Genomic DNA, 23,821 nt, shown 5'->3' with positions numbered 1-23,821 from the left:
CACAGAGGAGGCACAGAGAGACACAGAGGGAATATGAAATTAAAACTTTACAACTTCCCAGTAAGCTTTTTTTGGTTTCAGGTTCTGATCGAAGAGCAGCGGATAGTTCTTTCTTCCTGCCACGGGGGAATTATCCAGCCAGCTGTGTTTGTCAGACAAATTCCAGAATGTAACACCTGTAATCACATTGTTATACTCCCGGAAAACCCTGAAAATCATCTTATATTTTTCGAGTTGTTTCTGTTCTCTTTCTGTGGTAAATACATTATCTGCAGGATTCCTTTCAGATGAAGAATAGACGGATACATCAAGTTCTGTTATCTGAATCTTCAATCCCAGTGATGAGTACTTCTCAATTGCACTCCTGAGATCCTGTTCCGAGGGATTATTAATATTCCAGTGTCCCTGTAGACCTATTCCATGAATCGGAACCCCGGCATCAAGCAGCTGTTTTACAAGTTTATATACCTTATCCCTTCTTCCCGCAAATTCAGTGTTGTAATCGTTATAAAAAAGAAGGGCATCCGGATCAGCTTCATGTGCCCACTGAAATGCTTTTGCAATATATTCTTCCCCGCATATTTTGTACCATTGAGTTTCTCTGTAGAACTTGGAATCTTTATCATCAAGAACTTCATTAACAACGTCCCATGCATATACCTTCCCCTTATATCTTGATACAACCTGAGTTATATGCTCTTTTAGCCTTGCAAGCAGAACCTCTTTTGAAACTGTGTCTCCGGCTGCATCTCTGAACATCCAGGCAGGAACCTGTTTATGCCACAACAAAGTATGTCCCCTTACCATCATTCCGTTTGCCTTCGCATAATTCACAATCAGGTCTGCATTATCCCAGAAATACCTGTTTTCCGCAGGATGTATCGATGAAGGTTTCATCACATTTTCAGCTGTGATGCTATTGAAATGCTTCAGTATAAGATCAGAAGAAGTGCCTGTTAGTGAAGACGGTTCTACTGCAACTCCTACAGGGAAGAAAGCTTTATAATAGTCTTTTAGTCCTTTAAGGGTATCCGGATTTGTTCCAATATAAGGGTCATTTGCTTCAGCATTGACTTTTTCGCAGCCGTTTGTGAGTGAGATGACAAATAAAGCTAATGTAAATATGATAAGTTTTCTGCACGTGTTCAGAACAATATCTTGTATTATCATACCGCAGGAATTATGAGGTTTTACCAATTTTATACTGAATTAAAACAGAATGCTGAATGCTTTTAAACAATATAAAAGTAAACATTTTTAGAATACAGCAATCGTATAAAAATTGAACCCGGATGCATAAACAATGTATTACTTTTGAATATTACTTAGTTTTCTGTTAATTTTACTTATTGTCAGATTGTTCTGATAAAAAAACAGAATGATATTTGAACACAGGCTCATAATGTGGGAGTCGGCAGAGAAGAGTAAACAGATATAAAACAGGAAAGTATGACAAGCGATAGTAAATTCAGAATTGCAATAATTACTGGCGGAGCTTCGGGAATAGGTTTTGCAATTGCAAAAAAGTTTGTGCAGAATGGTATTAAAGTAATCCTTATCGGAAGAGATAAGACAAAGCTTAAGCTGGCTTGTGAAACACTCGGGGAGTTGTCTGACTTTGTCGGGTGTGATCTTGCAGAACTCTCTGAATTACCGGGTGTTATCAAAGAAATCCATAAAAAACACGGGAATATTGATATTCTTGTAAATAACGCCGGAATGCACCTGAAGAAGGCAATTGCTGAGGTAAGCGATGAAGAATATCAGAAGGTTATCCTTACAAATCAGACAGCAATGTTCAGCCTGACAAGAGAAGTGGCAGGTATTATGCAGAAACAGTGCACCGGTGTAATTCTTAATATCAGTTCAATGGCGTCGCAATACGGACTTCCGAATGTAATTGCCTATACAGCTTCAAAATCAGCTATTGAAGGCATGACCAGGGCAATGGCTGTTGAGCTTGCTCAGTATAAAATCAGGGTAAACTGTCTTGCCCCCGGATTCATTAAAACCAATATGTCGACACTTGCTCTTGAAAAAGATCCTGAACGCAAAAAGAAAGTACTCTCAAGAACTCCGTTAGGACGGCTTGGTAAACCTGAAGAAGTGGCAGATGCTGCTTATTTTCTTGTTTCACCGTCAGCGTCATTTATCACCGGGGTCATTCTGCCGGTTGACGGGGGAAATTCGATTGGGTTTTAAGAAAGGCGCAAGGGCACAAAGGCGTAAAGGCGTAATGGCGCAATGGCACAAGGGCGTAATGGCGCAATGGCTCAATAACATGAAAGGGGGAAGTGGGAGAAGAGGAGAAGGGATGAAATAAAGAGGGGGGATTTAAATATTAACTAATTTATAATAAAATCATTGTGAAAATTACTGATGCAAAGGTTATTGTTTGTTCTCCGGGGAGAAATTTTGTTACCCTTAAGATTTATACTGACGAGGGCGTATACGGATTAGGTGATGCTACGCTGAACGGCATGGAGAAGTCTGTTGCTTCCTACCTCGAAGACTATTGTATACCCTCTCTTATCGGACGCGATCCGCGCAATACCGAGGATATATGGAACTATTTCTACAGGGGTGTCTACTGGAGAAGAGGTGCTGTTTCGATGACCGCTGTATCTGCAATTGATATGGCACTCTGGGATATTAAAGGGAAGGTTCTTAACACCCCTTTATATAATCTGATCGGCGGAAAGAGCCGGGAGAAAGTTTTGGTTTATTGTCATGCAAATGGTAAGAATCTTAACGAAACAATTGAAAAGGCAGGAAAGGAAATAGAAAAGGGATTTAAAGCTGTACGTATTCAGTCAGGGGTTCCTGGTATTGAGCATACATATGGTGTGGCTAAGGATAATAAATCATATGAACCTGCTCATAAAGGTATACCCCAGGAAGAATCCTGGGATACTTCAAAGTACCTGAACTTTATCCCTTCATTATTTGAAAAAGCCAGGGAAGTTTTTGGTGATAATATTCATCTTTTGCATGATGTCCATCACAGATGCACTCCTGTTGAGGCAGCACGTCTCGCAAAAGAACTCGAACCATATCATCTTTTCTGGCTGGAGGACCCTGTTGCAGGTGAGCTGCAGGAAGGACTGAGGCTTATCAGGAAACACTCTGCTACACCAATTGCTATAGGAGAAGTTTTTAACTCAATTTATGATTATTCGACTCTTTTTACTGAACAGCTTATCGACTATGTAAGAATGCCTCTGGTACATGGAGGAGGGGTAACTCATCTTCTAAAGGTTGCAGCCATGGCTTCTGTTTATCATATCAATACGGGTTTTCATGGAGCCACTGACCTGTCACCGGTGAACCTGGCTGCTTCAGTACATTTCAACACTGCCGTTAATAATTTCGGGATTCTTGAATATATGCCTCATCAGGATGTTGTAAATGAGGTATTTAAAACCAACTACAGGTTTGATGACGGATTCCTCACTATTGATGATACTCCAGGGATAGGGGTGGATATTGACGAAAAAGCTGCTGCAAAATTCCCTTACTCAATGGCCCGTCTTCCGGTAAACAGAAAATCTGACGGGACTATGTTCAATTGGTAGCAAGTTTTAACTATTTTTGATCTCAGTGTCTCTCTGTGTATTCTCTGTGTCTCTCTGTGTAACAAAAAAATAAGAACTGACACAGAGTTCCACAGAGAAGGCACAGAGTAACACAGAGAAGAATTAATATTTTATACTATGTTATTACTTGGGATAGACTTGGGAAGCTCATCAGTAAAGGCTTCTGTAATTGACGGTGATTCAGGTAAATGTCTGGCAACAGCATTCTGCCCAAAAGATGAAATGAAGATAATTGCCCTTAAACCCGGATGGGCTGAGCAGGAGACTGAAGTCTGGTGGACAAACCTCAAAGCGGCAATCAGTGACTGTACAACACAGCTGGGGCAAAAAAAAAACGAAATAGGTGCAATAGGTATATCATACCAGATGCATGGTCTGGTAGCAATCGACAAAAATCAGAATGTATTACGACCTTCAATAATTTGGTGCGATAGCCGGGCTGTCGGGTATGGTGAAGTGGCTCTGATTTCTCTTACAAGGGAATATTGTCTCTCTCATCTGCTCAATTCTCCGGGTAATTTCACAGCTTCAAAGCTCGCATGGGTAAAAGAAAACGAACCTGATCTGTTCAGTAAAATCCACAAGATTATGCTCCCCGGCGATTATATTGCAATGAGGCTTACCGGTGAAATAAGTACTTCTTTTACCGGACTTTCAGAAGGTATGTTCTGGGATATTTCCGAAAACAGGGTATCTGCTGAACTGATGAAATATTTCGAATTTGATCCGGGAATTCTGCCGGCAGCCTATTCTTCATTTTCATCGCAAGGGGGATTGTTGAAATCAGTCGCATCTGAATTAGGATTGCCTGAAGGTATCCCTGTTTCATACCGTGCAGGTGACCAGCCAAATAATGCCCTTTCGCTAAATGTTCTTAATCCGGGTGAAGTTGCTGCAACGGCAGGTACATCAGGAGTAATTTATGGAGTTACAGATCAGAAGAAATATGATCCACATTCAAGGGTTAATACTTTTCTGCATGTTAATCACTCACATACAGATACAAGGCTGGGTGTGTTATTATGTATCAACGGAACAGGAATACTTAATTCATGGTTGAGGAGAAATACAGGCAATACCCTCTCTTATAATCAGATGAATGAACTGGCATCTCAAGTTCCCCCCGGATCAGACGGATTGACTATTCTCCCGTTTGGCAACGGATCGGAAAGAATGCTTGGAAACAAGGAATCAGGTGCTCATTTTGCCGGATTGAATTTCAACTCTCATTCAACTGCTCACCTTTTCAGGGCAGCACAGGAAGGAATTGCCTTTTCATTCAGGTACGGACTCGATATTATGAAGGAAACAGGAATTGATCCCCAGGTTATAAGAGCAGGAGAGGCTAATATGTTCCTCAGTAAAATTTTCAGGGAGACCTTATCTAATATTACAGGTACAGCAATTCATCTTTACAATACTGACGGTTCTATCGGAGCAGCACGGGGAGCCGGAATCGGATGCGGATATTATACTTCTGAAAAAGAGGCATTTAAAGGACTTAATGCACTGGGAGTTACCGAGCCTGCATCTTCGGGATTGGAGATATTTGAAGAAGCATATAATAAATGGAAAGATTTACTTGAAGATCTTTAAAATAGTACTTTTTCTTTGCGCACTTTGCGCAAATCTTTGCGAACTTTGTGTTTAACGGATTTCTTAAGTCTCATTTTAAAAAACAGATATATGATTTACAAAGGAAAAAAAGAAGTATACCCCGGAATAGGGAAAATTGAGTATGAAGGGAAAAAATCAAAAAATCCACTGGCATTCAGATGGTATAATCCTGAAGAGAAAATAGGTGGCAAAAAGATGAAAGATCATCTTCGTTTTGCTATTGCTTATTGGCATTCGTTCTGCGGAGACGGTTCTGATCCTTTCGGCAATGCAACAAGAATCTATCCGTGGAAAGATGCATCAAATGATGACAAAACGAAACAAAGACTCGATGCTGCCTTTGAGTTTATTACGAAAATAGGTGCCGGATATTACTGTTTTCACGATACTGATGTTGTTGGAGATGGCTCAGTTTTCGAGATAGAGAAGCGTCTTGATAAAATTATTCCAGTTATCAAAAAGATGCAGGAGCAGACAGGAGTAAAACTTCTTTGGGGAACTGCAAACCTCTTCTCTAATCCAAGATATATGAACGGCGCAGCAACAAATCCCGATTTTAATGTTGTTGCCAATGCAGGTGTTCAGCTCAGAAATGCAATCGCTGCTACTGTTGCTCTTGGAGGTGAGAATTATGTATTCTGGGGCGGGCGGGAAGGTTATATGAGCCTCCATAATACAAATATGAAAAGAGAGCTTGAACATATGGGGATGATGCTTTCCATGGCCCGTGACTATGGAAGAAAAATTGGTTTTAAAGGTACCTTCCTTGTGGAACCGAAGCCAATGGAACCTTCTAAACATCAGTACGATTTCGATGTGGCAACAATAATAGGCTTTCTGCGCGAACATGGACTGGATAAGGACTTTAAAATGAATATCGAAGTTAATCATGCCACTCTCGCAGGACATACTTTCCAGCATGAGTTGCAGGTAGCTGCCGATGCCGGTTTGCTGGGAAGTATTGATGCCAACAAAGGTGACTATCAGAATGGCTGGGATACGGATGAATTCCCTACAAATATATATGAGATAACTGAAGCAATGATGGTTATTCTTCAGGCAGGAGGATTTACAACCGGAGGCATAAATTTTGATGCAAAAATCCGTCGTAATTCAACCGATGCAGAAGATATCTTTATAGCCCATATCAGTGGTATGGATACTTTTGCACGCGCACTGGTTATAGCTGATAAGATACTGAAGGACAGCGATTATCTTAAGCTCAGGAAGAAGAGATACGAATCATTTGATAAAGGTCCGGGAAAAGATTTTGAAAAGGGTAAATTAACCCTTGAAAAGCTCCGCGACATTGCCCATGAAATAGGCGAGCCTGAAACCAAAAGCGGAAAGCAGGAATTATTTGAGCAGCTGATAAATATGCATATAATTTAAAATTTTTACTTATGAAGACAAATCGATTGGTTATTGAACATCAGAGTAAATTTAAGTTTGAGAAGACAGTTGATTTGCTTGTTGCAGAGGCGGAACGCAGGGAATGGAAAGTCCCTGCTGTTCACGATCTGCAGCTTTCTCTGGCAAAATCAGGCAAAGAAGTGAAACCGGTAAAGGTTATCGAAATATGCAAACCCCAGTATTCAGGAAAAATGCTGGAGCTGAATGATGAGAGGATTATATCGGTTATGATGCCCTGCAGGATCTCTGTTTATGAGAAGGACAACGGACACACCTATGTCAGCTTAATAAATGCAGGTGATCTGGCTTCAGGATTACCTTCTGAGATTGCCGGTGTAATGAAGGACGCGTCGGATGAGACTTTTGAAATAGTTAAGTCAGTAACTGATAAATAATATTTCTTCCCATTGTGTTCCTTTGAGCCTTCCTTTGTGATCCTTAGTGGTTAAGTCTTTTTTTACCACATAGGGCACAAAGGGATACACGAAGAATCTCAAAGGCATTCTAATTATGTATCGAAGTATTAAGAGAGTATTTTTTCTATTGATGATTTTTCAATATCAGTAAGAGATTCCATATGTATGAGAGCCTGCTGGATCTTGGTTTTGAAATTCCAGCATGTCATCTGTCGTAATGCAAGCCTTCTGGCATATTCGTAGGTAGACAGATCTTCTTTACCCTTACATACATTGTAGGCTATATAAAATGCTTTACTGATGGGGAATTTGCAGTTGTGAAAGATAGTGCCGGCAGAGGAGGATTCCTCTGTTTTGCATTTTGTACATCGTCTTGAATGCGGAGTCTTTCCCTGACAATAATTTGTATTTCCGCATTTCCTGCAGATAAAACCGTCGCCCCATTTCACTTCTGCTAGGAACTCATAGCACTTTTCATCACTGCTGAAGAGCTCTTCCAGTTGCTTCTCATTAAGGTCCGTCTTGAATATCTTACCCATTATCAGGAATTTGTACGGCAAAGATACAAATTGCAAGTGATAATAAAAAGATTCAGGTGATATTATTGCGATTTAAATATTTCTGATTATCTTTGCATCGAAATATATAGATATGTAAATATGGAATCAAGTTGTAAAGTAACACCCAGACCAAAAAGTGTGAAAGAGTTTTTTTCAACCTGGTATTTCTGGAAGCCTTTTCTTGGAGTGTTAATTGGAGTAACTTTAGGGTTTTTATATAATGTTTTTATTGAAGCCAGACCAATCCCGTTTGAATTTACCGGTGATACTTTAAATTCAATGTTCTTCGGGGGCTTATTGGGATTTTTTGTTACTGGTAGTCCATGTTCACGGTTTGGAAAGTAAGAATTATAAGATGGAATACGAAGCAATAAATAAAAGATATACTGAACTGGCAGAATCATCCTGCTGTCTTTCATGTGGCGGAGCAATAAATTATTCAGGTGCCAGCACAGGTGAAGTTTGTGTTGATTTGGGTAGTGGCAGGGGAACCGATGTAATAAGATTATCTGAAACAGTAGGCAAAGATGGTTTCGTTTATGGAATTGATATTTCAGATGGCATGATAAGAAAAGCTGCCAATACTGCCAGCCAGCTTGGAATATCAAATGTCGAATTTGTTCAAAGTCCTCTTGAAAAGATTAATTTAAAAGACAATCTGGCCGATCTGGTAATCTCAAATTGTACAATAAATCATGCTACTGATAAGCAACTCGTCTGGAACGAAATATACAGGATCCTGAAAAACGGAGGCCGTTTTGTTATCAGCGATATTTATGCGATTGAACCTGTGCCTGAAGAGTATAGAAATGACCCTGTAGCTATTTCAGAGTGCTGGGCAGGATCGGTTACACGTGATGAATATCTTTCTCAACTGAAAAATGCAGGTTTTAATAATATTCAGATAATTGAAGAGTCTGCCCCTTATGAAAAGGGTAAAACAAGGGTTTCAAGCTGGACAATTGCCGGAGAGAAACCATCCGGGAAAACAGATTGCGGTTGTAAAAATTAATTAGTAAAACTGTTAAATATGAGAAATAAAATCTTCCTTGCAGTAATAGTTTCTTCTTTGTTTTTCATAAATTGTAAGTCTGAAAATCAGGGAAAAACTGATTCAAAAGAGAGTTCTGTGAAACAGTTAACAGATGCTGAATTTAAAAAATTGGTATTCAATTATGAGTTAAATAAAGAGTGGAAGTTTGAAGGTGACAAACCGGTAATAATCGACTTTTATGCTGACTGGTGTGCCCCCTGCCGCCAACTTTCTCCTCTTGTAGATTCAATTGCAGATGAATATTCAGGAAAAATTGCAGTGTATAAGGTGGATACTGAGAAAGAAAAGATGCTTGCACAGGGATTGGGCATAACAGGCTTGCCAACGCTTCTGTTTATCCCGTCAGAAGGGATGCCCCGTGCATCGATGGGTTTTATGTCGAGGGAGAATATGTTAAGAGCTATAAATGAAATTTTATTAATTAAAAATTAATCAGAATTATGAAAAGCGTAATTAAAAAGAAAGAAAACAGAAAGCAGGCTAAAGTGGCACAGTGCTGTGCAAAAACATCTAAAACAGTTGTTGGCTGTCACGACTAAACTTAATGCGATACTCAAAGTACAATATTTTTTCGAAAATCAGGGATTCTGAGAATTACTTCATCATTAACCTTCTCACAGGTAACGCTGATATTCTTACGGGAAGTGATGCTGAAAAAATTGAGGCGATACGTAAAGGTGAGCCTGGTTCAGGGGAAGAGATTATAAATGAGTTGACAGAAAAAGGTTATCTGATTGAAGAGCCTGAAGAGACAAAACTCTACAGGAGCAGGTACCTCGATTTTATAGATTCACGGGACAAGGATGAAATTCAGATTTTCTTTGTTACCAACTACAGTTGCAACTTTGCCTGTACCTATTGCTACCAGGATCAATACAATAATCCTCACCTGGAACTAAGCAACGACATTACAGATGCGTTCTTTGACTATGTAAGAAGGGAGTTTGCCGGGCGTAAAAAGTATATAACTGTTTTTGGCGGGGAACCTCTTCTTGGTAGTCCTAAACAAAAAGAGCTTATTAGTTATTTACTGAAGAAATCTGCTGAGGCAGATCTTGAAGTCAGTTTTGTAACTAACGGATATTCCCTTGAAGAGTATTCGGATATTCTTAAGTCCGGCAAAATAAGAGAAGTTCAGGTTACTCTCGACGGAACAGAATCAGTTCATAATAACCGTCGTTTTCTTAAGGGCGGAGAGGGCACATTCAGCAGGATAGTCAGAGGCATTGACTCATGCATCGATAACCATATCGATGTAAATCTCCGTATGGTTGCCGATAAAGAGAATATTAATAATCTTCCTGATCTGGCTCAGTTCGCAATTGATAAAGGCTGGACAAAAAGTCCGTACTTTAAAACCCAGATCGGCCGCAACTATGAGCTTCATCATTGTCAATCTTCACCTGATATGCTTTTCGACAGGGTGTCGCTGTATGAAAGTATATATGAACTTACTAAGAAGCATCCGCAGATTGTGGAGTTCTATAAACCCGCATATTCGGTAGCAAAATTCCTTTCCGAGAACGGAGAACTGCCCGATCCTTTATTTGATGCTTGTCCAGCCTGCAAAACAGAATGGGCCTTTGATTACACAGGACAGATTTATTCCTGTACTGCAACAGTAGGGAAGTCAGATGAATCGCTTGGTACTTTTTATCCTGTGGTTAGTCGGAAATCTGACCTGATAGACCAATGGGAAAGACGTGATGTAACAGCTATCCCCGAATGTAAAGAATGCTCTGTTCAGCTCGCCTGTGGAGGGGGATGCGGATCGGTGGCAAAAAACAGGACCGGCAAAATTTGCTCAACAGATTGCCGTCCGGTAAAAGAGCTGCTTGAATTAGGATTCTCAGCTTATATTGAAAACACAGCAGAATAATCAATTACACCAATTTTTACAAAAATGAAAACAATAAATTCATCAGAATTTGATGCAGAAGTATTGCATTCAGGCAAAGTTGTGCTTGACTTTTATTCAACAGAATGTCCGCCTTGTGAAGCCCTCGCATCGAAATTTGAGGATCTTTCCACACTATATGGTAATGATATTAAATTTCTGAAGATTTTTCGTCAGGGAAACCGTGAACTTGCTGATAAGCTTGGAGTTAAGTCGTCTCCAACTTTGTTATTCTATGATAACGGAAAAGAAGTCGGAGAAAGACTCACGGGCGGAGTAAAAAGAATAGATATTATCCGGAATCTCGATAATCTGCTTCCTGCTGATAAGGTAGCAAGTATCAAAGCGAAAATTAAACCAACGGTATCTGAGTTTGATGTTATCATTCTTGGCGCGGGCCCCGGCGGATTAACAGCGGGACTTTATCTGTGCCAGTCTAAAATTAATACAGTATTGATCGACATAGCATTACCGGGAGGAAACGTTGCAACAACACATTCAGTATCTAATTATCCCGGGTTTATTGAACCACAGGCAGGCTATATGCTTTCACATAATATGAGCGAGCAGACAAAGCTTTGCGGAACAATATATAAAGTTGCTGTTGATATTACAAGAGTTGACCTTGATAAAAAAGAGGTAATTATTGATGAGTATGAGACTGTTAAAGCAAAGAAAATAATTATTGCAACAGGTACAACTCCTAATCTTACCGGCGCACCGGGAGAAAAAGAGTTAAAAGGTAAAGGGATCTCTTATTGCGCTACCTGCGATGCCAAATACTTCGACGGAAAAGAAGCCATTGTAATAGGAGGTGGTAACTCGGCAATTGAGGAATCTGAATATATTACACGTTTTGCAACGAAGCTTACAATTGTTCATCAGTTTGATAAATTTACAGCTAATAAGCTGGCCCAGGATAAAGTATTGTCTAATCCTAAGATCTCAGTCCTGTTTGAGAATGAGCCAAGATCATTTACCCGCGATGGCGATAAAATCGTCACTGAAATTGAAAATGTCAAAACAAAAGCCAGACAAAAACTGTTTAGTGATGGAGTCTTCATCTTCATAGGTATGAAACCCAACATCGATTTGTTCAGAGATAAACTCGAACTTGATAAATGGGGTTATATCAAGACAAATGAAGACATGAGGACAAGTGTTGATGGTGTTTATGCAGTAGGAGACGTTATAAGCAAGAAATACAGGCAAATAACAACGGCAGTTGCTGACGGGACAATCGCAGCAATGGCTATCGCAAAAGAGCTGGATTAGTTTAAAAATTAATTACAAAAAGAAGTATTATGAAAAAGAACATGGGAACAATTGACAAATCAGTCAGGATACTGATTGCAGCAGTCGTGGTTTTACTATTTTTTACAAACGTAATTACAGGAACTCTGGCATATGTACTGTTAGCTTTGGCAGCGGTTTTTGTGCTGACAAGTTTTATAAGTTTTTGTCCGCTTTACCTTCCTTTTGGTTTGAGTACCAGAAAGAAAGAATAAATTTTGCCCCTATCCCGATAGCTATCGGGACCACTAAAGGGGACTTAAAGAACCCCCTTTAGGGGGCAGGGGGCAACATTAGTTATGGCAGGAACTGCCACTCCCATGGCCGCAACCACAACTATGTTCTTTTGTATGAATCCCAACTATTTCAGGTACACGATGCGCTGCATGTTTCTCTTCATGTTGATGCGGCTGGTGTTTGTGACAGCTGCTTCCCTTGTCTTCAATCAATCCTGAAAGATAAAGATTAACAACCTCTGTTGAATCTCCCGAACAACCACCTATAACATTAATACCGCTTTTATTAAAGGCTCTGGTTGAACCACCTCCGATTCCTGCTGCGATTACAGTTGAAACTCCGTCAGCTGCCAGGACACTGGCAATATCGGTACTGCATCCGCATCCTCCCTGCGACTCTATACTCGTTATGTCTTTTATCTGTTTATTTTCTGTTATTGAAAATACATTATAGTATTCACAATTACCGATATGGGCTTCTATCTTGTTATCTTTTGAAACTGGTACAGCAATTTTCATATATCTATCTTTTTGAAGTTACTATTTCAAATACAGGAGGGTTAAGCATTGTCTTTTTCACCTTGCACAATTCAGCAACACTTATAAGCGAATTAAGGTACTTGTCGGGAAATCCTTCAGGGACCTGAATGTCTATACTAATACTTGTAGGAAGGTCTGTCACCTCATCATAAATAGTCTTTTGTATCAGCTTAATTCCTTCTGATGGAATATGTCTTTTATCACAGAATGATTTCACATAAATACCGGCACATGTTCCTATTGAAGCCAGGAACAGATCAAATGGTGATGGCGCTGAATTTTCCCCTCCATTATCGAGTGGCTGATCAGTTCTTATTGTATGACCATGGGTGAAGGCAGTTACTACCTTTCCTCCCTCAAAAGTAATTTCCATTTAGTAAATTATATATTGCATATTTTAGATATTAAACAAGCGGATACACAAATTGTTCTGATACGCGATAATGGTATGTCAGTAAACAGGTGTTACATTTTTCCGGATTCGTAAATCGAGCTGTATAGTCCCTGCGTTTTATCTTAAGTTAGTTATGGTTGCACTGATGTCCATGTTCATGGTCATGATCGTGGCCATGGCCATGGTGTGCCTGGTGCTGATGACAACTGCTTCCGCTATCTTCAACCAATCCTTTCAGATAGAGTTTTACAACTTCGGTGGCATCACCTGAGCAGCCACGAATAACATCTATCCCGCTGCTGTTAAGAACATTGATTGCTCCGCCGCCAATACCTCCGGCAAGCATTATTGATACGCCATCATCTGCAAGTACTGACGCGATATTGGATTTGCAACCACATCCCTGAGGAGACTCCACATTCTTTTTTTCAGTTATTTCTTTTTTGTTGTTTATTGTGAATACGCTATAGGACTCACAATGGCCAAAATGTCCATCTATCTGGTTATCTCTTGTTACCGGAACTGCAATTTTCATATTATTGTTTTTATTTTATTGTTAGTTTATTCTAAGTAATTCATTCTCCCCGAATGTGGTGCACCCGTCGCATCTGAAGTGGTTCTCTAATCCTTCTATCAGCTTGTAGCACTTCTTACAACGGTACCAATCTTTCTCAAACTCATAATTGCCACCCTCTATCTCAATTGCTTTGCCTTCTACAAATGACTTTGCAATAAGTTTTAACGCCTTATTATAAATTCGTGTAAAAGTAGGTCGCGAAATATTCATCTGTTCTGCTGCTTTATCCTGAGGCAAATTATCATAGTTTACCAGCCTTATGCTTTCGAATTCTTCATATTTCAGGATTACCGGTTCAATTTTACACATCGGAATGCCATAGGGCTTAAATCCCTTCATTATTGGAGGATTAGAAATTTTCCTGCTTTTTTGCGGACGAGCCATGTTTTTTTGATTTCAGGATAGCTTTAATATCGGCATATATCAGATACCCAAAAAATATTGCAGACAAAGCTAAAATTATTTTCCCGGCGAGACAAAAGGAATCACAGTAAAAATCTTCACCAAATCCTAAAAGACAAGTCGTACAACCTAATAGTGCCATTAATATGTAATCGATGAATAGAATTAATGGCAGCACAAAAAACACTTTAACAAATAAAGAAGCTCTCATAGCTGATCTTTTTTACAAATATAATGAACCTACGTTCATAATGCAAATAAATATTCAGTTAAAAGTTCTTTATTATACTTTAAAGAAGTAAAACTGTAAGTTAACTTGCCGGCTTAAAGCCAGTCATTATAAATACTGGATAGTTTCTTGTCACACTATCTGATATTTTCCTGTTAATTACGAAGCATTCTTTATGATTGATTTTTTTGAAGTTGTGTTTGTCGAGCTTCCCCGAAAGATCCTCTACATCAAAACCATTGTGTCCTTCAAATCCTTCTCCGTGAAAAGAACCATCTTCGGAAAAGAGATCTGCAATTGCAAGATAGCCGCCCGGATTAAGCAAAGTCTGGAATCTTCCCAGAATAGCATCAATATTCATTACATGATGAAGAACCATTTGGGTAAATATGATATCGAATTTGCTACTTCTATAGTCATTATGTTCAAGATCAAAATTCAGGGCAGTCATATTCTTAACTTTACTGGCTTCTATCTTCTCATTCATTATCCTGACCATTTCGGTTGAATTATCCATAAGAATGATTTCCCTAAGATGGTCTTTAAGTAAAAAACTGGTGATACCAGTACCTGCACCATATTCAAGAGCTTTCATTTTATTATTAAGCGGAATAAGCTTCTTTATCTCATTAGCTATAGCTTCAGAGCGGTCCCAATGCATGGGATTTTTATCCCATTCAGCGGCTTTAACGTCGAATTCATTCATTATATGTTGATATTTTTTTCTTAACTATTATATAACACTCAGGACAATATAAAGTTTTTCAGGACACTATTTAGTTATCTGTCTATAGTGTGCTGGCAAAAGCAATTACATTGACTTAAATTCCAGATGAATTTAATAGTCCAGAGTAATTATCCTTCCTTTGGTAAAACTGAAGAATTTATCTTTTTGTGCAACCTGAACGCCCTCCATCAGATCTTCGGGTTTGTAACCGGCAATCTTAAGACAGGTAGGGCAGGCATAAACACCTACACCTTTTTCAATCAGTTTTTTAATATAAGTGTGAGCAGATTCAAAATCTGCAAATTTAAGATCTTCCGCTCCCTTTACCAGAAGATGTACAGCATGTATATCCATATAAACAAGCACATCTTTATCGTCGGCCATCATTACGGCCATTTTCAGAGGCATAAGGGCACGGTGAGGATCACCGTAACATTCGGTTATATGAATAAACACTCCGTCTCTGACATTTGTTACTGTTTCAGAAGCAGGGGACTGAGAGGTAACTGTGACTGCTTTGTCACTCTGGTTTTGACTACATGACATAGTCACTAATCCTAAAAGGACAATTGATAATAATGTTTTCATATTAATCTTATATATTATTCAAAGGTACGTCTTTTGATGATATCAGATCGATATTAATTGATTGGATATTCTTCAGTACTTTTGTAGATAAAGTATGCAATAGGTTACATACTCATTATGTAAAATGCTGTTATATAATTAACAATAAGTTAGTTAAGCATGTTTCCGAACCTTATTCCCAGATATATCGTTCTTGGCGAAACAGGGCCATAGATATATGAGGGATCCCTGTTGACACCTGAGTCGAAATCAGACTGGTATGAGTTGAAAATGTTTTTCATACCTGCATACCACTGAACTGATGCTCCATTGATCTTAACTGTATGTGATATTTTTAATCCAAGGTCGAAAAAGGATTCCGATTTTCTTAATTCACCAGTCACAGGGTCTGTGTTCGGACCAAAATAAGGTACAAGCATTTTGCCGGTATAATTGAACGAGGATGAAAGGCAGAAATTGTCTGTAAAATCCCAGTCTGCAATCAGGAATCCATAGTCAGCAGGTGTCCTGAAAAATATTTTCTCACTGAACCTTTGGGGTTCATCATATGTGCTTTTCTGAATCGTGAAGCCTCCGGTGACAGAAAATTGTGTTAAGGGTTTTAACCTCAGTTCCATATTCAATCCGCTCACTGTTGCACCTCCCGGTGCGTTCATGCGTGTATAGTAGACTGTTCCCTCTTCATCCGGAGAGCCTATTTCATTAACAAATGCATCAGTTAACCTGGTATAGAAGAATTCGGCAAGGAAGCCTGTATTAACAGTGCCCAGCAGCCTGTTAAAGTCAAGGGAAGCCATTACACTGTGACTCTTTTCCTGTTTAAGTCCGGGGTCATTAACTATGATAATCTTTCTTGAACCTGAAGCCTCAATGTGAAGGTCTTCGTTAAAGATCTGCGGGGCCCTGTAACCTTGGGAATAACTTACCCTGGCCTGTAATGGTTTGGCCACTTCATACATAATATTTATCCTGGGACTGATAACATTTCCTGAGTTATTACCTGCAGGATTAAAATTATCTGTAATGGCAAAATGTTCAAATCGTCCGCCAAAACCAAGCTTCAGCCTGTTCATCTTAAGATCATACTGTAAAAAGAGTCCTGTGGTTCCTGTTTTCTGATCGGCTATAATTGTGTTGTCTGTATGAGGTACCGAGGTGATTGTATCATTGTTTATTACAGCGTTTTGATAATCGGGATATCCCATTTTGTAATCTTTCAGAGCCCCTGATGTGTTTTCTATTCCTCCGATAAGTGTGGATTTATCAAATACAGCTTTATATTGAAATCCAATGTTATATGTGATGTCCTTTGACTTACCGTAGCTGCTGAGAGTGCGATTGGCGCCATAATAGGAGTCGCGATCGAGAAGCTGGGTTGAAAAGTAAACAGAAAGCAGGTCATAACCCCTGAAATATTGTTCAAATGTAACTGCTCCGGCTTTAATATCATGTTTCAGAGATTCTGCGATATCTCTTTCATGAACAGTATAATCAAGCCTGTTCCCGCCGTCGCGGGCCTCATTAATATTATAAAAATCTACTGAGAGTTTATTTCTTAATCCGAACTTGTGATAAATTGTTGTTCCTAAGGTTATTGAAGACAATTGGGAAAGTTCTGAATAACCGTCATTATTTGCATCGAATATGTCTCTTTTCCTTGTAAAACCTATCAGAGAGAAGCCTGTTTTGCTATCGGCTGATACGATAGATGTGTTAAAATTTGCAGAATAGTCCGGTGCTGCCCCCCCGGAACCCGATACTCCCACTCCGGTGAAATTTGAATTAAATCCGGCTTCATAAGTACTCGATTCAGGTTCTTTAAGAATGATATTTATTGTGCCTGCAATTGCATTGCTGCCGTAGATAGCAGAACCGCCTCCGCGAACCACCTCAACCTTTTCAATCATATTTGCAGGTATCAGCTCTAGTCCGTATACTCCGGCCAGTCCGCTGAATATTGGTCTGCTGTTGATAAGTATCTGGGAATATGGTCCTTCCATGCCATTCATCCTTACCTGTGAGAATCCGCAGTTCTGACAATTATTCTCCATTCTGAGTCCGGGTGAGAAATTTAATCCTTCGCTGAGGGTCACAGATTGTGTCGATGTAAAAAGTTTTGGAGAGAGTGTATTTACTATTGAAGCCGATTCAACTCTTTTTATTTCACCCCTGTCAGCTGTTACAACTATTTCATCAAGTCCGAGCATGTCGGGATCAAGTTCGAAATTCAGTTCAATTGTTTCACCGGCTTTCAAAACAACTTCTTTTTCAACAGCCTTGTATCCTATTGAATATGCCCTGATGATATGCTTGCCTAATGGCATATTGATTAGCTGGAAATGGCCCGTTTCATCAGTGGATGTTCCGACTGTGGTACCCGGAATGCTTACAGTAGCAAAATGAACATGTTCTCCGCCGCTTGTTACATGACCAATAATGTTAGCATCTGTCTTTTTCTGAGAATGAAGGGATGGTATATAAATGAGAAAAAAGAACAGAACCAATAAATTTGTTTTCATAATAATGACTTTAAATGTTACACAAATTGTTCTGTATGCTTAAGGACCTGCATACTAAAGAAAAACTTAGAAACCAGTGTGTAATATTAAAGTCGGACCTCTGGGACGATAAGGTGAAGATATGGTTATCCTGACCCTTAAGAATTCATCCTGTACGGGAAAACGGACACTTGAAACTTTTCTAAGGACAGTTGTTGCAATGAAAAAGATAGTAGTGGTAGCAATAAAGCCACTTATCAACTGAATCAGTTGAAATCCGTTAGTAGTATGACTATGATTTACAGGAGCATTCCCCTGGTCGGATTTAAACGGATGGGAGTGAACAATTGTAACTCCATTAACTATATGACTATGAGGGAATAATGTTATAGAGCCAAAATATCCGCAAAAGAGTATAACCAGAAAGTAACCAGATATTTTATGGGACAAGCTTGTCGTCATGCTTATTAAAACATTCTGTAAGGGTTATTTGTTCAGGTCAAATCTAAAACTATTACGGATTTTCTGGAAGATCTCTGTGTTTTCATAAATTCCGTTAAAGTTCTCCGAACCAGGGCCGAAGGCAAAGACCGGAATAAGTATGGGTGTATGATCTTTTGATGAGAAGTTCAGTTTCACCTTATGTGTCTGAATATCACCATCGGTTATTGTCACTCCTCCCGTTTCGTGATCGGCTGTTATTATAACAAGGGTATGTCCGTCTGCTTCTGCAAAATCAAGTACCTTACCAACTGCATTATCAAAATCAATTGTTTCGTCAACGAGTGTATCAGCTGCATTTGCATGTCCGGCCCAGTCAATCTGAGAACCTTCGATCATAAGGAAGAATCCCTTTTTATTTTTACTCAGTATCTCAATTGCTTTGGAAGATGATTGTGGCAACATTTCTCCTCTTCCTTTAAGCCTGTATGGTGTATGAACAGGAGCAACAAGTCCGGCAATTTTACCAGAGGTTGAGCCCAGAACCTGATTCATTGAATTCATAACCTCATAACCTCTGGCTTTAAGGCTGTCAATAAGGTTAAGATTATCTTTTCTTTTTGCAAAATGATCATAACCACCGCCAATTAAGACATCAACATCAGTCTTCAGAAAATCCAGAGCTATATCCTCATAGCTTCCCCTGCTTTCCTGGTGTGCAATAAATGATGCAGGAGTGGCATGTGTTACTGAAGAAGTAGAAACAAGGCCCGTGGCCAGTCCATTTTCTTCTGCGATTTCCAGAATTGATTTAACCCGCACTCCCGTGGAATCCATTCCAATTACTCCATTGTTTGTTTTATTACCGGTTGCGAGTGCTGTGCCGGCTGCAGCAGAATCTGTGATATATTTGTTTGCAGAGCTTGTTTTTTGCAAGCCAATTGTCTTGCATCTGGTAATGTTCAGCGGGTGGTCTGAGACAGTTATTGCCGATGACATTGTGGCTAGTCCCATCCCGTCGCCAATCATTAGTATAACATTCCTGATTTCAGGCTGCTTTTTCGAAGCAGAGTACCTGGCAGGGGTACAGGTGATAAAAGTTACACTTAATACAGTTAAAAATACTGATAATGAGATCCTTCTTATTTTATGTAATTGTAAATGCATGTTGGTTAAAGTATTTATATTAAATATCGTTCGCAAGTATAACAAAAAAGGTGGTAAACTGTTTACCACCTTTAAGTATTATTAAGGTTACAATTACCTTCTTCTTTCAAGCATCAGTTCCAGATCTTCTTTTAGAGAAGAGAGGTCTTCTTCATGTTCCACTTCATCAGATAATATCTGAAGAATAATGTTATATGTAACTGGGTCGCCGACCCTTGTTATATCGAGTAAATCACTATATACTTTAATAGCACACTGTTCACCTTTAATGTTCTGATCGAGAATGACCTCAACATATCCGTCTGTCGGAGCATCATAACCGCAATTTGTAAGTTTTGACCACTCTTCCGGAGATAAAACGGGAGTCCCTCCAAGCTGGACAATTCTGGTCGATAATAATTCTGCATGTCCCAGTTCCTCAGTAGCGTGCAAGGTAAGCTCAGCAATAACTGCATCCTTCATCGGACCCTTAACTACTTTAGCACCAATCCAGTATTGATAGTAAGCCAGCCACTCATCTGATAAGGCTTTGTTCAGTAAGTTGATTAATTCATCAACATCCATTTTTACGATAGATCTTCCTTTTTGTCCCATATTATCTGATTTTTTGGTTGGATTAAACAAAGATACTTAAAAATTTTAGTTGCCTTAGCATGACAGCATCCGGTATTTTTAGCGTATCTTAAAGGTGAAATATCAGTATTATGATTGAACCGGATAAAACAGAGACAAAATGAGTAAAGAGACCGTTAATACCCGATGGCTTAAAAATATGGCCTTTGAAACTGAAGTGAGCGGACATAAATTCACTATGGATGCCGGCCATCAGGTAGGCGGAGAGAACCTCGGTCCCCGTCCAAAGCCACTTATGCTCGCCGCATTGGGTGGCTGTACAGGAATGGATGTGATCTCAATACTCGGTAAAATGAGGGTTGAAGTTGACAGTTTTAATGTGGTTGTTGAAGGTGAACTGACAGAAGAACACCCAAAACACTTCACAAAAATGCATGTTATCTATGAGTTTAAAGGCAAAGATCTGCCTCTCGAGAAATTACAGAAAGCTATCGATCTTTCTGAGGAAAGATATTGCGGGGTGAGTGCTGTTTATAGAAAAACTATGGAGGTCACTTCGGAAATACGAATTATTGAATCTTAAACTGATTATGGAGGAAAACGATCAGATAAAACTGTATAGTGATGAAGATAAGCATATTCTGAAGATTGCTGAAGATTCATTAGACTCAAAACTCGACAGGGTGGAGGAGATAATAGAATATGCCAGAGAAGCCGGTTTGAAAAAAATCGGAATAGCAAACTGTACCGTTTTCAATAAGGAAGCACAGCTTCTATCGGAAATTCTTTCTGAAAATGGTTTTACTGTGGAAACTGTTAATTGTAAGTACGGTAAAATTCCTTTCACTGATCTGGTAGATGGTTACAAAGGAATCTCATGTAATCCGGCCGGTCAGGCTAATTACCTCGAAGAAAAAGGGACTGAACTCAATATTATGATGGGACTCTGCCTTGGCCATGATATGATTTTCAATTCAAAATCCAAAGCTCCTGTAACACCTCTTGTTGTCAAAGACAGGGTATTGCAGCATTATTCACTGGATAAACTCAGGAAATCATAAATTAAACCAATCTGCAACAGCTTTGGAGCTGTCAGGTGAACTGCAATGGTTAAATTCATTCGTATGTCTGTCGTAGCAATAATCTTTCTGCCATTCTGATACATTCTCTACTGTTTGTCTGATAGCATCTGTAATAAACAGCAATTCCTCATCAGTCATAGTCGGATGAAGTGATAACCTTATCCAGCCCGGTTTCATTGATAAGTCACCGGCATCAATTCTATCTGTAATCTCTTTCGACATGCTGAAATCAACATCTAGAAGGAAATGTCCATAAGTCCCTGCACAGGAACATCCTCCTCTTACCTGTATCCCAAACCTGTCGTTAAGCAGTCTTGTAACAAGATTATGATGAATATTATCAATGTAAAAAGAAAACACACCAAGCCTTTCATTGACGTTGTCAGCCAGAATATGGACTCCTTTTATTTTCGATAACCGGCTGAATGCTATGCTGATAAGCTCCTTTTCCCGCTGATGCATTTTAGCAGTACCCATCTTTTCCTTAAGTTTTACAGAGAGAGCCGCTCTGATCCCCTGCAGGAAACCGGGAGTGCCTCCGTCCTCTTTTACCTCAATATCGCTGATATAACTGTATCCGCCCCACCGGTTTGTCCATTTAACAGTACCGCCTCCGGGTGAGTCCGGTATGTCATTCTTATAAAGGGCTTTGCTGAAGATCAGAACACCTGCACTTCCCGGACCGCCAAGAAACTTGTGGGGAGAGAAGAAGATGGCATCAAGCTGTTCCATTTTATTTGCGGGATGCATATCAATATCAACATAGGGAGCAGAAGCGGCAAAATCAACGAAACAATAACCATTGTGTTCATGCATTATCTTAGCCAGCTCTTTGAAAGGAGGCACATAGCCTGTAACATTTGAACAGGCAGAAAATGAACCTATCAGAAGGGGCCTGTCTTTATATTTGATAATCTCTTTCCGTAAAGAATCAGGATCGACTTTGAGATCGGCCGATGGTTCAAGAACAACTACATCTGCAAGTGTTTCGAACCAGGAGGTATGATTTGAATGGTGTTCTGTGTGTGTCAAAAATACTACCGGTCTGTTTCCGTTTGGAATATCTTTGCACTTTTGATATACTCCGTTTGTAAAGGTGCAGAAATTTATAGCCTGTTCGGGTACTTTGAGTCCAAGTATTCTCTGAAGCTTGGCTATAGCAGAAGTCATACCGGTTCCTGTAAATATCAGGATATCATCATCATTTGCATTTACATGTCGCTTTACAATCTTCTGCGACATATGATACGCATCTGTCATAGCTTTACCGGTTGATGTTGATTCAGAGTGAGTGTTGCCAATCATCGGTCCGATATCCTCCAGCATCCTCTTTTCAATAGGACCATACAGCCGTCCGCTGGCTATCCAGTCAGCGTAGATAAGTTTCTTCCTGCCGTATGGTGTATCGATTTCAGAATCAATACCGATTATATTCTTCCTGTATTGATTAAAGTATATTTCAAGCTCTGACATAACAGTTTTTTACAGCTCAAAAATACCAATATTATTTTAATTCTGGTTCTACTTCGAGGTGAGCATAGTGTATACATCTCTTGGAGTAACTCCTAGTTTATCAGCTATGGTCCTTAAGGTTGTTTCTCCTTCAGCTTCAATTCCCTTTTCCTTCAGTTTCTGAATAAGTGATGTGACCTCTATGCCTGAACTGACAGCTGTTGAGTTTACTGTGTATTTACCTATTCCCTGAGGTACTTCACCGGCTACTGGTCCTGTATGTTGCTTGTTTTTGGCAGCAAGTATATTATAGATAGCCGAAGGAGTTGTATTATTGTTGTTAGCAATCTCTTTAAGTGTCTCTTTTGTTCCTGTTACTTTAATACTGCTATCCTGAAGAGTCTTAAGCAGTTTTGCAGGTGCAATGCTGTCAAGAACAACTGAAAGCTGTTCCAGCGTGTACGTTTCCATATGCAGCACCGGAGGTGTCTGGAAATCCCCTTCCCAGCCCTCTTTCACCTTTTCTCCGAATGTCATAACCGGTTCGAATGGAGTCCAGTGACGAAGTGTGCCGATGAAAAAAATTGAAGAAAGAATAATTGCAGTTCCAAGTTCCCATTTTTTGTTGAGCCCCGATTTTAACTTGCTCTTAAAATAAGTAAGAAAAGTCTTCCAGTTAACAAAGAACAGATGGATGATTACAAGGATAAAAAAGAGATAAGAAAATATTGTGTGCAAAGCCTGCCATTCAGATTTAGTGAAAAGCATCAGCTTCCATGTTCCCCAGTTGGCTATTCTCCCGGGAGGGGCAACGTAAAGAATGAATCCCGACCACGACATTATAAGTGTGGAGATAACCAGTGTAAAACTGGTAAAACTTCTTAAATTGAATTTTCCTTTTTCAGCTGCCATATTTTTATTATGTCTTTTATTTGTGCCGCCAAAAGTATTAAATATCATTATTATTAACAAGAATAAATATAAATATATAGATATGTCAATATTATTAACCACAGATACACGGATTACACGGAGGCACAGAGAGTATTTCTCCGTAATTTCTCCGTGA

Annotated in this window: 25 protein-coding genes and 1 pseudogene; 13 read left to right on the top strand and 13 right to left on the bottom strand. The window is 39.4% G+C overall.

Annotation, left to right across the window (positions count from 1 at the left end; genetic code table 11):
- Positions 1–39: 39 nt before the first annotated feature.
- Positions 40–1,170, bottom strand: a complete 1,131-nt coding sequence (locus IPJ16_15865) for an endo-1,4-beta-xylanase (GenBank protein MBK7628646.1) — start codon at positions 1,168–1,170, stop codon at positions 40–42.
- Positions 1,171–1,449: 279 nt separating this feature from the next.
- Between IPJ16_15865 and IPJ16_15860 the strand changes: the two genes are divergently transcribed.
- The 5 genes from IPJ16_15860 (at position 1,450) to IPJ16_15840 (ending at position 7,021) form a co-directional block, all read left to right on the top strand.
- Entirely contained in the window at positions 1,450–2,202 is a 753-nt protein-coding gene (locus tag IPJ16_15860) for an SDR family oxidoreductase (GenBank protein MBK7628645.1), read from the top strand.
- Positions 2,203–2,366: 164 nt separating this feature from the next.
- Positions 2,367–3,575 carry a D-galactonate dehydratase family protein gene (locus IPJ16_15855; protein MBK7628644.1) on the top strand — a complete coding sequence of 403 codons (1,209 nt, stop codon included), beginning with the start codon at positions 2,367–2,369 and terminating at the stop codon, positions 3,573–3,575.
- Between the two features lie 138 nt (positions 3,576–3,713).
- On the top strand, positions 3,714–5,192 hold the full coding sequence (locus IPJ16_15850) for a carbohydrate kinase (protein MBK7628643.1): 1,479 nt from the start codon (positions 3,714–3,716) through the stop codon (positions 5,190–5,192).
- Positions 5,193–5,282: 90 nt separating this feature from the next.
- On the top strand, positions 5,283–6,605 hold the full coding sequence (gene xylA / locus IPJ16_15845) for a xylose isomerase (protein MBK7628642.1): 1,323 nt from the start codon (positions 5,283–5,285) through the stop codon (positions 6,603–6,605).
- A gap of 11 nt (positions 6,606–6,616) precedes the next feature.
- Positions 6,617–7,021, top strand: a complete 405-nt coding sequence (locus IPJ16_15840) for a DUF302 domain-containing protein (protein MBK7628641.1) — start codon at positions 6,617–6,619, stop codon at positions 7,019–7,021.
- A 128-nt stretch (positions 7,022–7,149) separates the two neighbouring features.
- Here the strand turns inward: IPJ16_15840 and IPJ16_15835 are convergent, their stop codons facing one another.
- Positions 7,150–7,581 carry a transposase gene (locus IPJ16_15835; protein ID MBK7628640.1) on the bottom strand — a complete coding sequence of 144 codons (432 nt, stop codon included), beginning with the start codon at positions 7,579–7,581 and terminating at the stop codon, positions 7,150–7,152.
- 120 nt (positions 7,582–7,701) lie between these two features.
- Here IPJ16_15835 and IPJ16_15830 point away from each other — a divergent pair, with 120 nt between their 5' ends.
- From IPJ16_15830 to IPJ16_15805, 6 genes are all read left to right on the top strand, one after another.
- Positions 7,702–7,947, top strand: coding sequence for a hypothetical protein (locus IPJ16_15830; protein MBK7628639.1), 246 nt, complete (start codon positions 7,702–7,704; stop codon positions 7,945–7,947).
- 10 nt (positions 7,948–7,957) lie between these two features.
- Positions 7,958–8,614, top strand: coding sequence for a methyltransferase domain-containing protein (locus IPJ16_15825; GenBank protein MBK7628638.1), 657 nt, complete (start codon positions 7,958–7,960; stop codon positions 8,612–8,614).
- A gap of 18 nt (positions 8,615–8,632) precedes the next feature.
- Complete coding sequence (locus IPJ16_15820) at positions 8,633–9,088, top strand: thioredoxin fold domain-containing protein (GenBank protein ID MBK7628637.1); 456 nt, start codon at positions 8,633–8,635, stop codon at positions 9,086–9,088.
- A gap of 112 nt (positions 9,089–9,200) precedes the next feature.
- Positions 9,201–10,535: a radical SAM protein gene (locus tag IPJ16_15815; GenBank protein MBK7628636.1), complete on the top strand. Its 1,335-nt coding sequence runs from the start codon at positions 9,201–9,203 to the stop codon at positions 10,533–10,535.
- Between the two features lie 24 nt (positions 10,536–10,559).
- Positions 10,560–11,828, top strand: a complete 1,269-nt coding sequence (locus IPJ16_15810) for an FAD-dependent oxidoreductase (GenBank protein MBK7628635.1) — start codon at positions 10,560–10,562, stop codon at positions 11,826–11,828.
- A gap of 29 nt (positions 11,829–11,857) precedes the next feature.
- On the top strand, positions 11,858–12,061 hold the full coding sequence (locus tag IPJ16_15805) for a DUF2892 domain-containing protein (protein MBK7628634.1): 204 nt from the start codon (positions 11,858–11,860) through the stop codon (positions 12,059–12,061).
- Positions 12,062–12,139: 78 nt separating this feature from the next.
- On the opposite strand, the gene IPJ16_15800 is transcribed toward IPJ16_15805, so the two are convergent.
- The 9 genes and pseudogenes from IPJ16_15800 to IPJ16_15760 form a co-directional block, all read right to left on the bottom strand.
- On the bottom strand, positions 12,140–12,601 hold the full coding sequence (locus tag IPJ16_15800; protein ID MBK7628633.1) for a dinitrogenase iron-molybdenum cofactor biosynthesis protein: 462 nt from the start codon (positions 12,599–12,601) through the stop codon (positions 12,140–12,142).
- Between the two features lie 4 nt (positions 12,602–12,605).
- A pseudogene (locus IPJ16_15795) lies at positions 12,606–13,007 on the bottom strand (OsmC family protein).
- Positions 13,008–13,143: 136 nt separating this feature from the next.
- Positions 13,144–13,551: a NifB/NifX family molybdenum-iron cluster-binding protein gene (locus IPJ16_15790; protein ID MBK7628632.1), complete on the bottom strand. Its 408-nt coding sequence runs from the start codon at positions 13,549–13,551 to the stop codon at positions 13,144–13,146.
- A gap of 21 nt (positions 13,552–13,572) precedes the next feature.
- The gene (locus IPJ16_15785; GenBank protein ID MBK7628631.1) at positions 13,573–13,977 is read right to left on the bottom strand and encodes a DUF134 domain-containing protein; all 405 of its coding nucleotides are present in this window, start codon (positions 13,975–13,977) and stop codon (positions 13,573–13,575) included.
- Between the two features lie 329 nt (positions 13,978–14,306).
- Complete coding sequence (locus tag IPJ16_15780; protein MBK7628630.1) at positions 14,307–14,930, bottom strand: class I SAM-dependent methyltransferase; 624 nt, start codon at positions 14,928–14,930, stop codon at positions 14,307–14,309.
- Between the two features lie 132 nt (positions 14,931–15,062).
- The gene (locus tag IPJ16_15775; GenBank protein MBK7628629.1) at positions 15,063–15,497 is read right to left on the bottom strand and encodes a DsrE family protein; all 435 of its coding nucleotides are present in this window, start codon (positions 15,495–15,497) and stop codon (positions 15,063–15,065) included.
- Between the two features lie 191 nt (positions 15,498–15,688).
- A complete protein-coding gene (locus IPJ16_15770) occupies positions 15,689–18,058 on the bottom strand; it encodes a TonB-dependent receptor (protein MBK7628628.1) in 2,370 nt (789 codons plus the stop codon).
- Between the two features lie 465 nt (positions 18,059–18,523).
- Positions 18,524–19,645 (bottom strand): alkaline phosphatase, encoded by a 1,122-nt coding sequence (locus tag IPJ16_15765; GenBank protein MBK7628627.1) that lies wholly within the window; start codon positions 19,643–19,645, stop codon positions 18,524–18,526.
- Between the two features lie 93 nt (positions 19,646–19,738).
- Positions 19,739–20,239, bottom strand: coding sequence for a ferritin (locus IPJ16_15760; protein MBK7628626.1), 501 nt, complete (start codon positions 20,237–20,239; stop codon positions 19,739–19,741).
- 139 nt (positions 20,240–20,378) lie between these two features.
- On the opposite strand from IPJ16_15760, the gene IPJ16_15755 reads away from it, so the two are divergent.
- Positions 20,379–20,801: an OsmC family protein gene (locus IPJ16_15755; GenBank protein MBK7628625.1), complete on the top strand. Its 423-nt coding sequence runs from the start codon at positions 20,379–20,381 to the stop codon at positions 20,799–20,801.
- Complete coding sequence (locus IPJ16_15750; protein MBK7628624.1) at positions 20,791–21,279, top strand: DUF1847 domain-containing protein; 489 nt, start codon at positions 20,791–20,793, stop codon at positions 21,277–21,279. The genes IPJ16_15755 and IPJ16_15750 overlap by 11 nt, the downstream gene beginning before the upstream one ends.
- Here IPJ16_15750 and IPJ16_15745 read toward each other — a convergent pair.
- Both IPJ16_15745 and IPJ16_15740 read right to left on the bottom strand, forming a co-directional pair.
- A complete protein-coding gene (locus IPJ16_15745) occupies positions 21,274–22,773 on the bottom strand; it encodes an aminotransferase class V-fold PLP-dependent enzyme (protein MBK7628623.1) in 1,500 nt (499 codons plus the stop codon). The two genes, IPJ16_15750 and IPJ16_15745, sit on opposite strands and share 6 nt — an antisense overlap.
- Before the next feature lie 48 nt (positions 22,774–22,821).
- Positions 22,822–23,664 carry a DUF4405 domain-containing protein gene (locus IPJ16_15740; GenBank protein ID MBK7628622.1) on the bottom strand — a complete coding sequence of 281 codons (843 nt, stop codon included), beginning with the start codon at positions 23,662–23,664 and terminating at the stop codon, positions 22,822–22,824.
- Between the last annotated feature and the right edge of the window lie 157 nt (positions 23,665–23,821).

Source organism: Bacteroidales bacterium (assembly GCA_016709865.1).
Lineage (GTDB): Bacteria > Bacteroidota > Bacteroidia > Bacteroidales > VadinHA17 > LD21.
The sequence above is the reverse complement of the archived record's forward strand: the minus strand, read 5'-3'. Positions and strand labels throughout refer to the sequence as shown.

What these genes read in the sequence shown, in the direction of transcription:
- IPJ16_15865 (MBK7628646.1), bottom strand. Translation starts at nt 1,170, where the DNA reads ATGATAATACAAGATATTGTTCTGAACACGTGCAGAAAACTTATCATA.
- IPJ16_15860 (MBK7628645.1), top strand. Translation starts at nt 1,450, where the DNA reads ATGACAAGCGATAGTAAATTCAGAATTGCAATAATTACTGGCGGAGCT.
- IPJ16_15850 (MBK7628643.1), top strand. Translation starts at nt 3,714, where the DNA reads ATGTTATTACTTGGGATAGACTTGGGAAGCTCATCAGTAAAGGCTTCT.
- xylA (MBK7628642.1), top strand. Translation starts at nt 5,283, where the DNA reads ATGATTTACAAAGGAAAAAAAGAAGTATACCCCGGAATAGGGAAAATT.
- IPJ16_15840 (MBK7628641.1), top strand. Translation starts at nt 6,617, where the DNA reads ATGAAGACAAATCGATTGGTTATTGAACATCAGAGTAAATTTAAGTTT.
- IPJ16_15835 (MBK7628640.1), bottom strand. Translation starts at nt 7,581, where the DNA reads ATGGGTAAGATATTCAAGACGGACCTTAATGAGAAGCAACTGGAAGAG.
- IPJ16_15830 (MBK7628639.1), top strand. Translation starts at nt 7,702, where the DNA reads ATGGAATCAAGTTGTAAAGTAACACCCAGACCAAAAAGTGTGAAAGAG.
- IPJ16_15825 (MBK7628638.1), top strand. Translation starts at nt 7,958, where the DNA reads ATGGAATACGAAGCAATAAATAAAAGATATACTGAACTGGCAGAATCA.
- IPJ16_15820 (MBK7628637.1), top strand. Translation starts at nt 8,633, where the DNA reads ATGAGAAATAAAATCTTCCTTGCAGTAATAGTTTCTTCTTTGTTTTTC.
- IPJ16_15815 (MBK7628636.1), top strand. Translation starts at nt 9,201, where the DNA reads ATGCGATACTCAAAGTACAATATTTTTTCGAAAATCAGGGATTCTGAG.
- IPJ16_15810 (MBK7628635.1), top strand. Translation starts at nt 10,560, where the DNA reads ATGAAAACAATAAATTCATCAGAATTTGATGCAGAAGTATTGCATTCA.
- IPJ16_15805 (MBK7628634.1), top strand. Translation starts at nt 11,858, where the DNA reads ATGAAAAAGAACATGGGAACAATTGACAAATCAGTCAGGATACTGATT.
- IPJ16_15800 (MBK7628633.1), bottom strand. Translation starts at nt 12,601, where the DNA reads ATGAAAATTGCTGTACCAGTTTCAAAAGATAACAAGATAGAAGCCCAT.
- IPJ16_15790 (MBK7628632.1), bottom strand. Translation starts at nt 13,551, where the DNA reads ATGAAAATTGCAGTTCCGGTAACAAGAGATAACCAGATAGATGGACAT.
- IPJ16_15785 (MBK7628631.1), bottom strand. Translation starts at nt 13,977, where the DNA reads ATGGCTCGTCCGCAAAAAAGCAGGAAAATTTCTAATCCTCCAATAATG.
- IPJ16_15780 (MBK7628630.1), bottom strand. Translation starts at nt 14,930, where the DNA reads ATGAATGAATTCGACGTTAAAGCCGCTGAATGGGATAAAAATCCCATG.
- IPJ16_15775 (MBK7628629.1), bottom strand. Translation starts at nt 15,497, where the DNA reads ATGTCATGTAGTCAAAACCAGAGTGACAAAGCAGTCACAGTTACCTCT.
- IPJ16_15770 (MBK7628628.1), bottom strand. Translation starts at nt 18,058, where the DNA reads ATGAAAACAAATTTATTGGTTCTGTTCTTTTTTCTCATTTATATACCA.
- IPJ16_15765 (MBK7628627.1), bottom strand. Translation starts at nt 19,645, where the DNA reads ATGCATTTACAATTACATAAAATAAGAAGGATCTCATTATCAGTATTT.
- IPJ16_15760 (MBK7628626.1), bottom strand. Translation starts at nt 20,239, where the DNA reads ATGGGACAAAAAGGAAGATCTATCGTAAAAATGGATGTTGATGAATTA.
- IPJ16_15755 (MBK7628625.1), top strand. Translation starts at nt 20,379, where the DNA reads ATGAGTAAAGAGACCGTTAATACCCGATGGCTTAAAAATATGGCCTTT.
- IPJ16_15745 (MBK7628623.1), bottom strand. Translation starts at nt 22,773, where the DNA reads ATGTCAGAGCTTGAAATATACTTTAATCAATACAGGAAGAATATAATC.
- IPJ16_15740 (MBK7628622.1), bottom strand. Translation starts at nt 23,664, where the DNA reads ATGGCAGCTGAAAAAGGAAAATTCAATTTAAGAAGTTTTACCAGTTTT.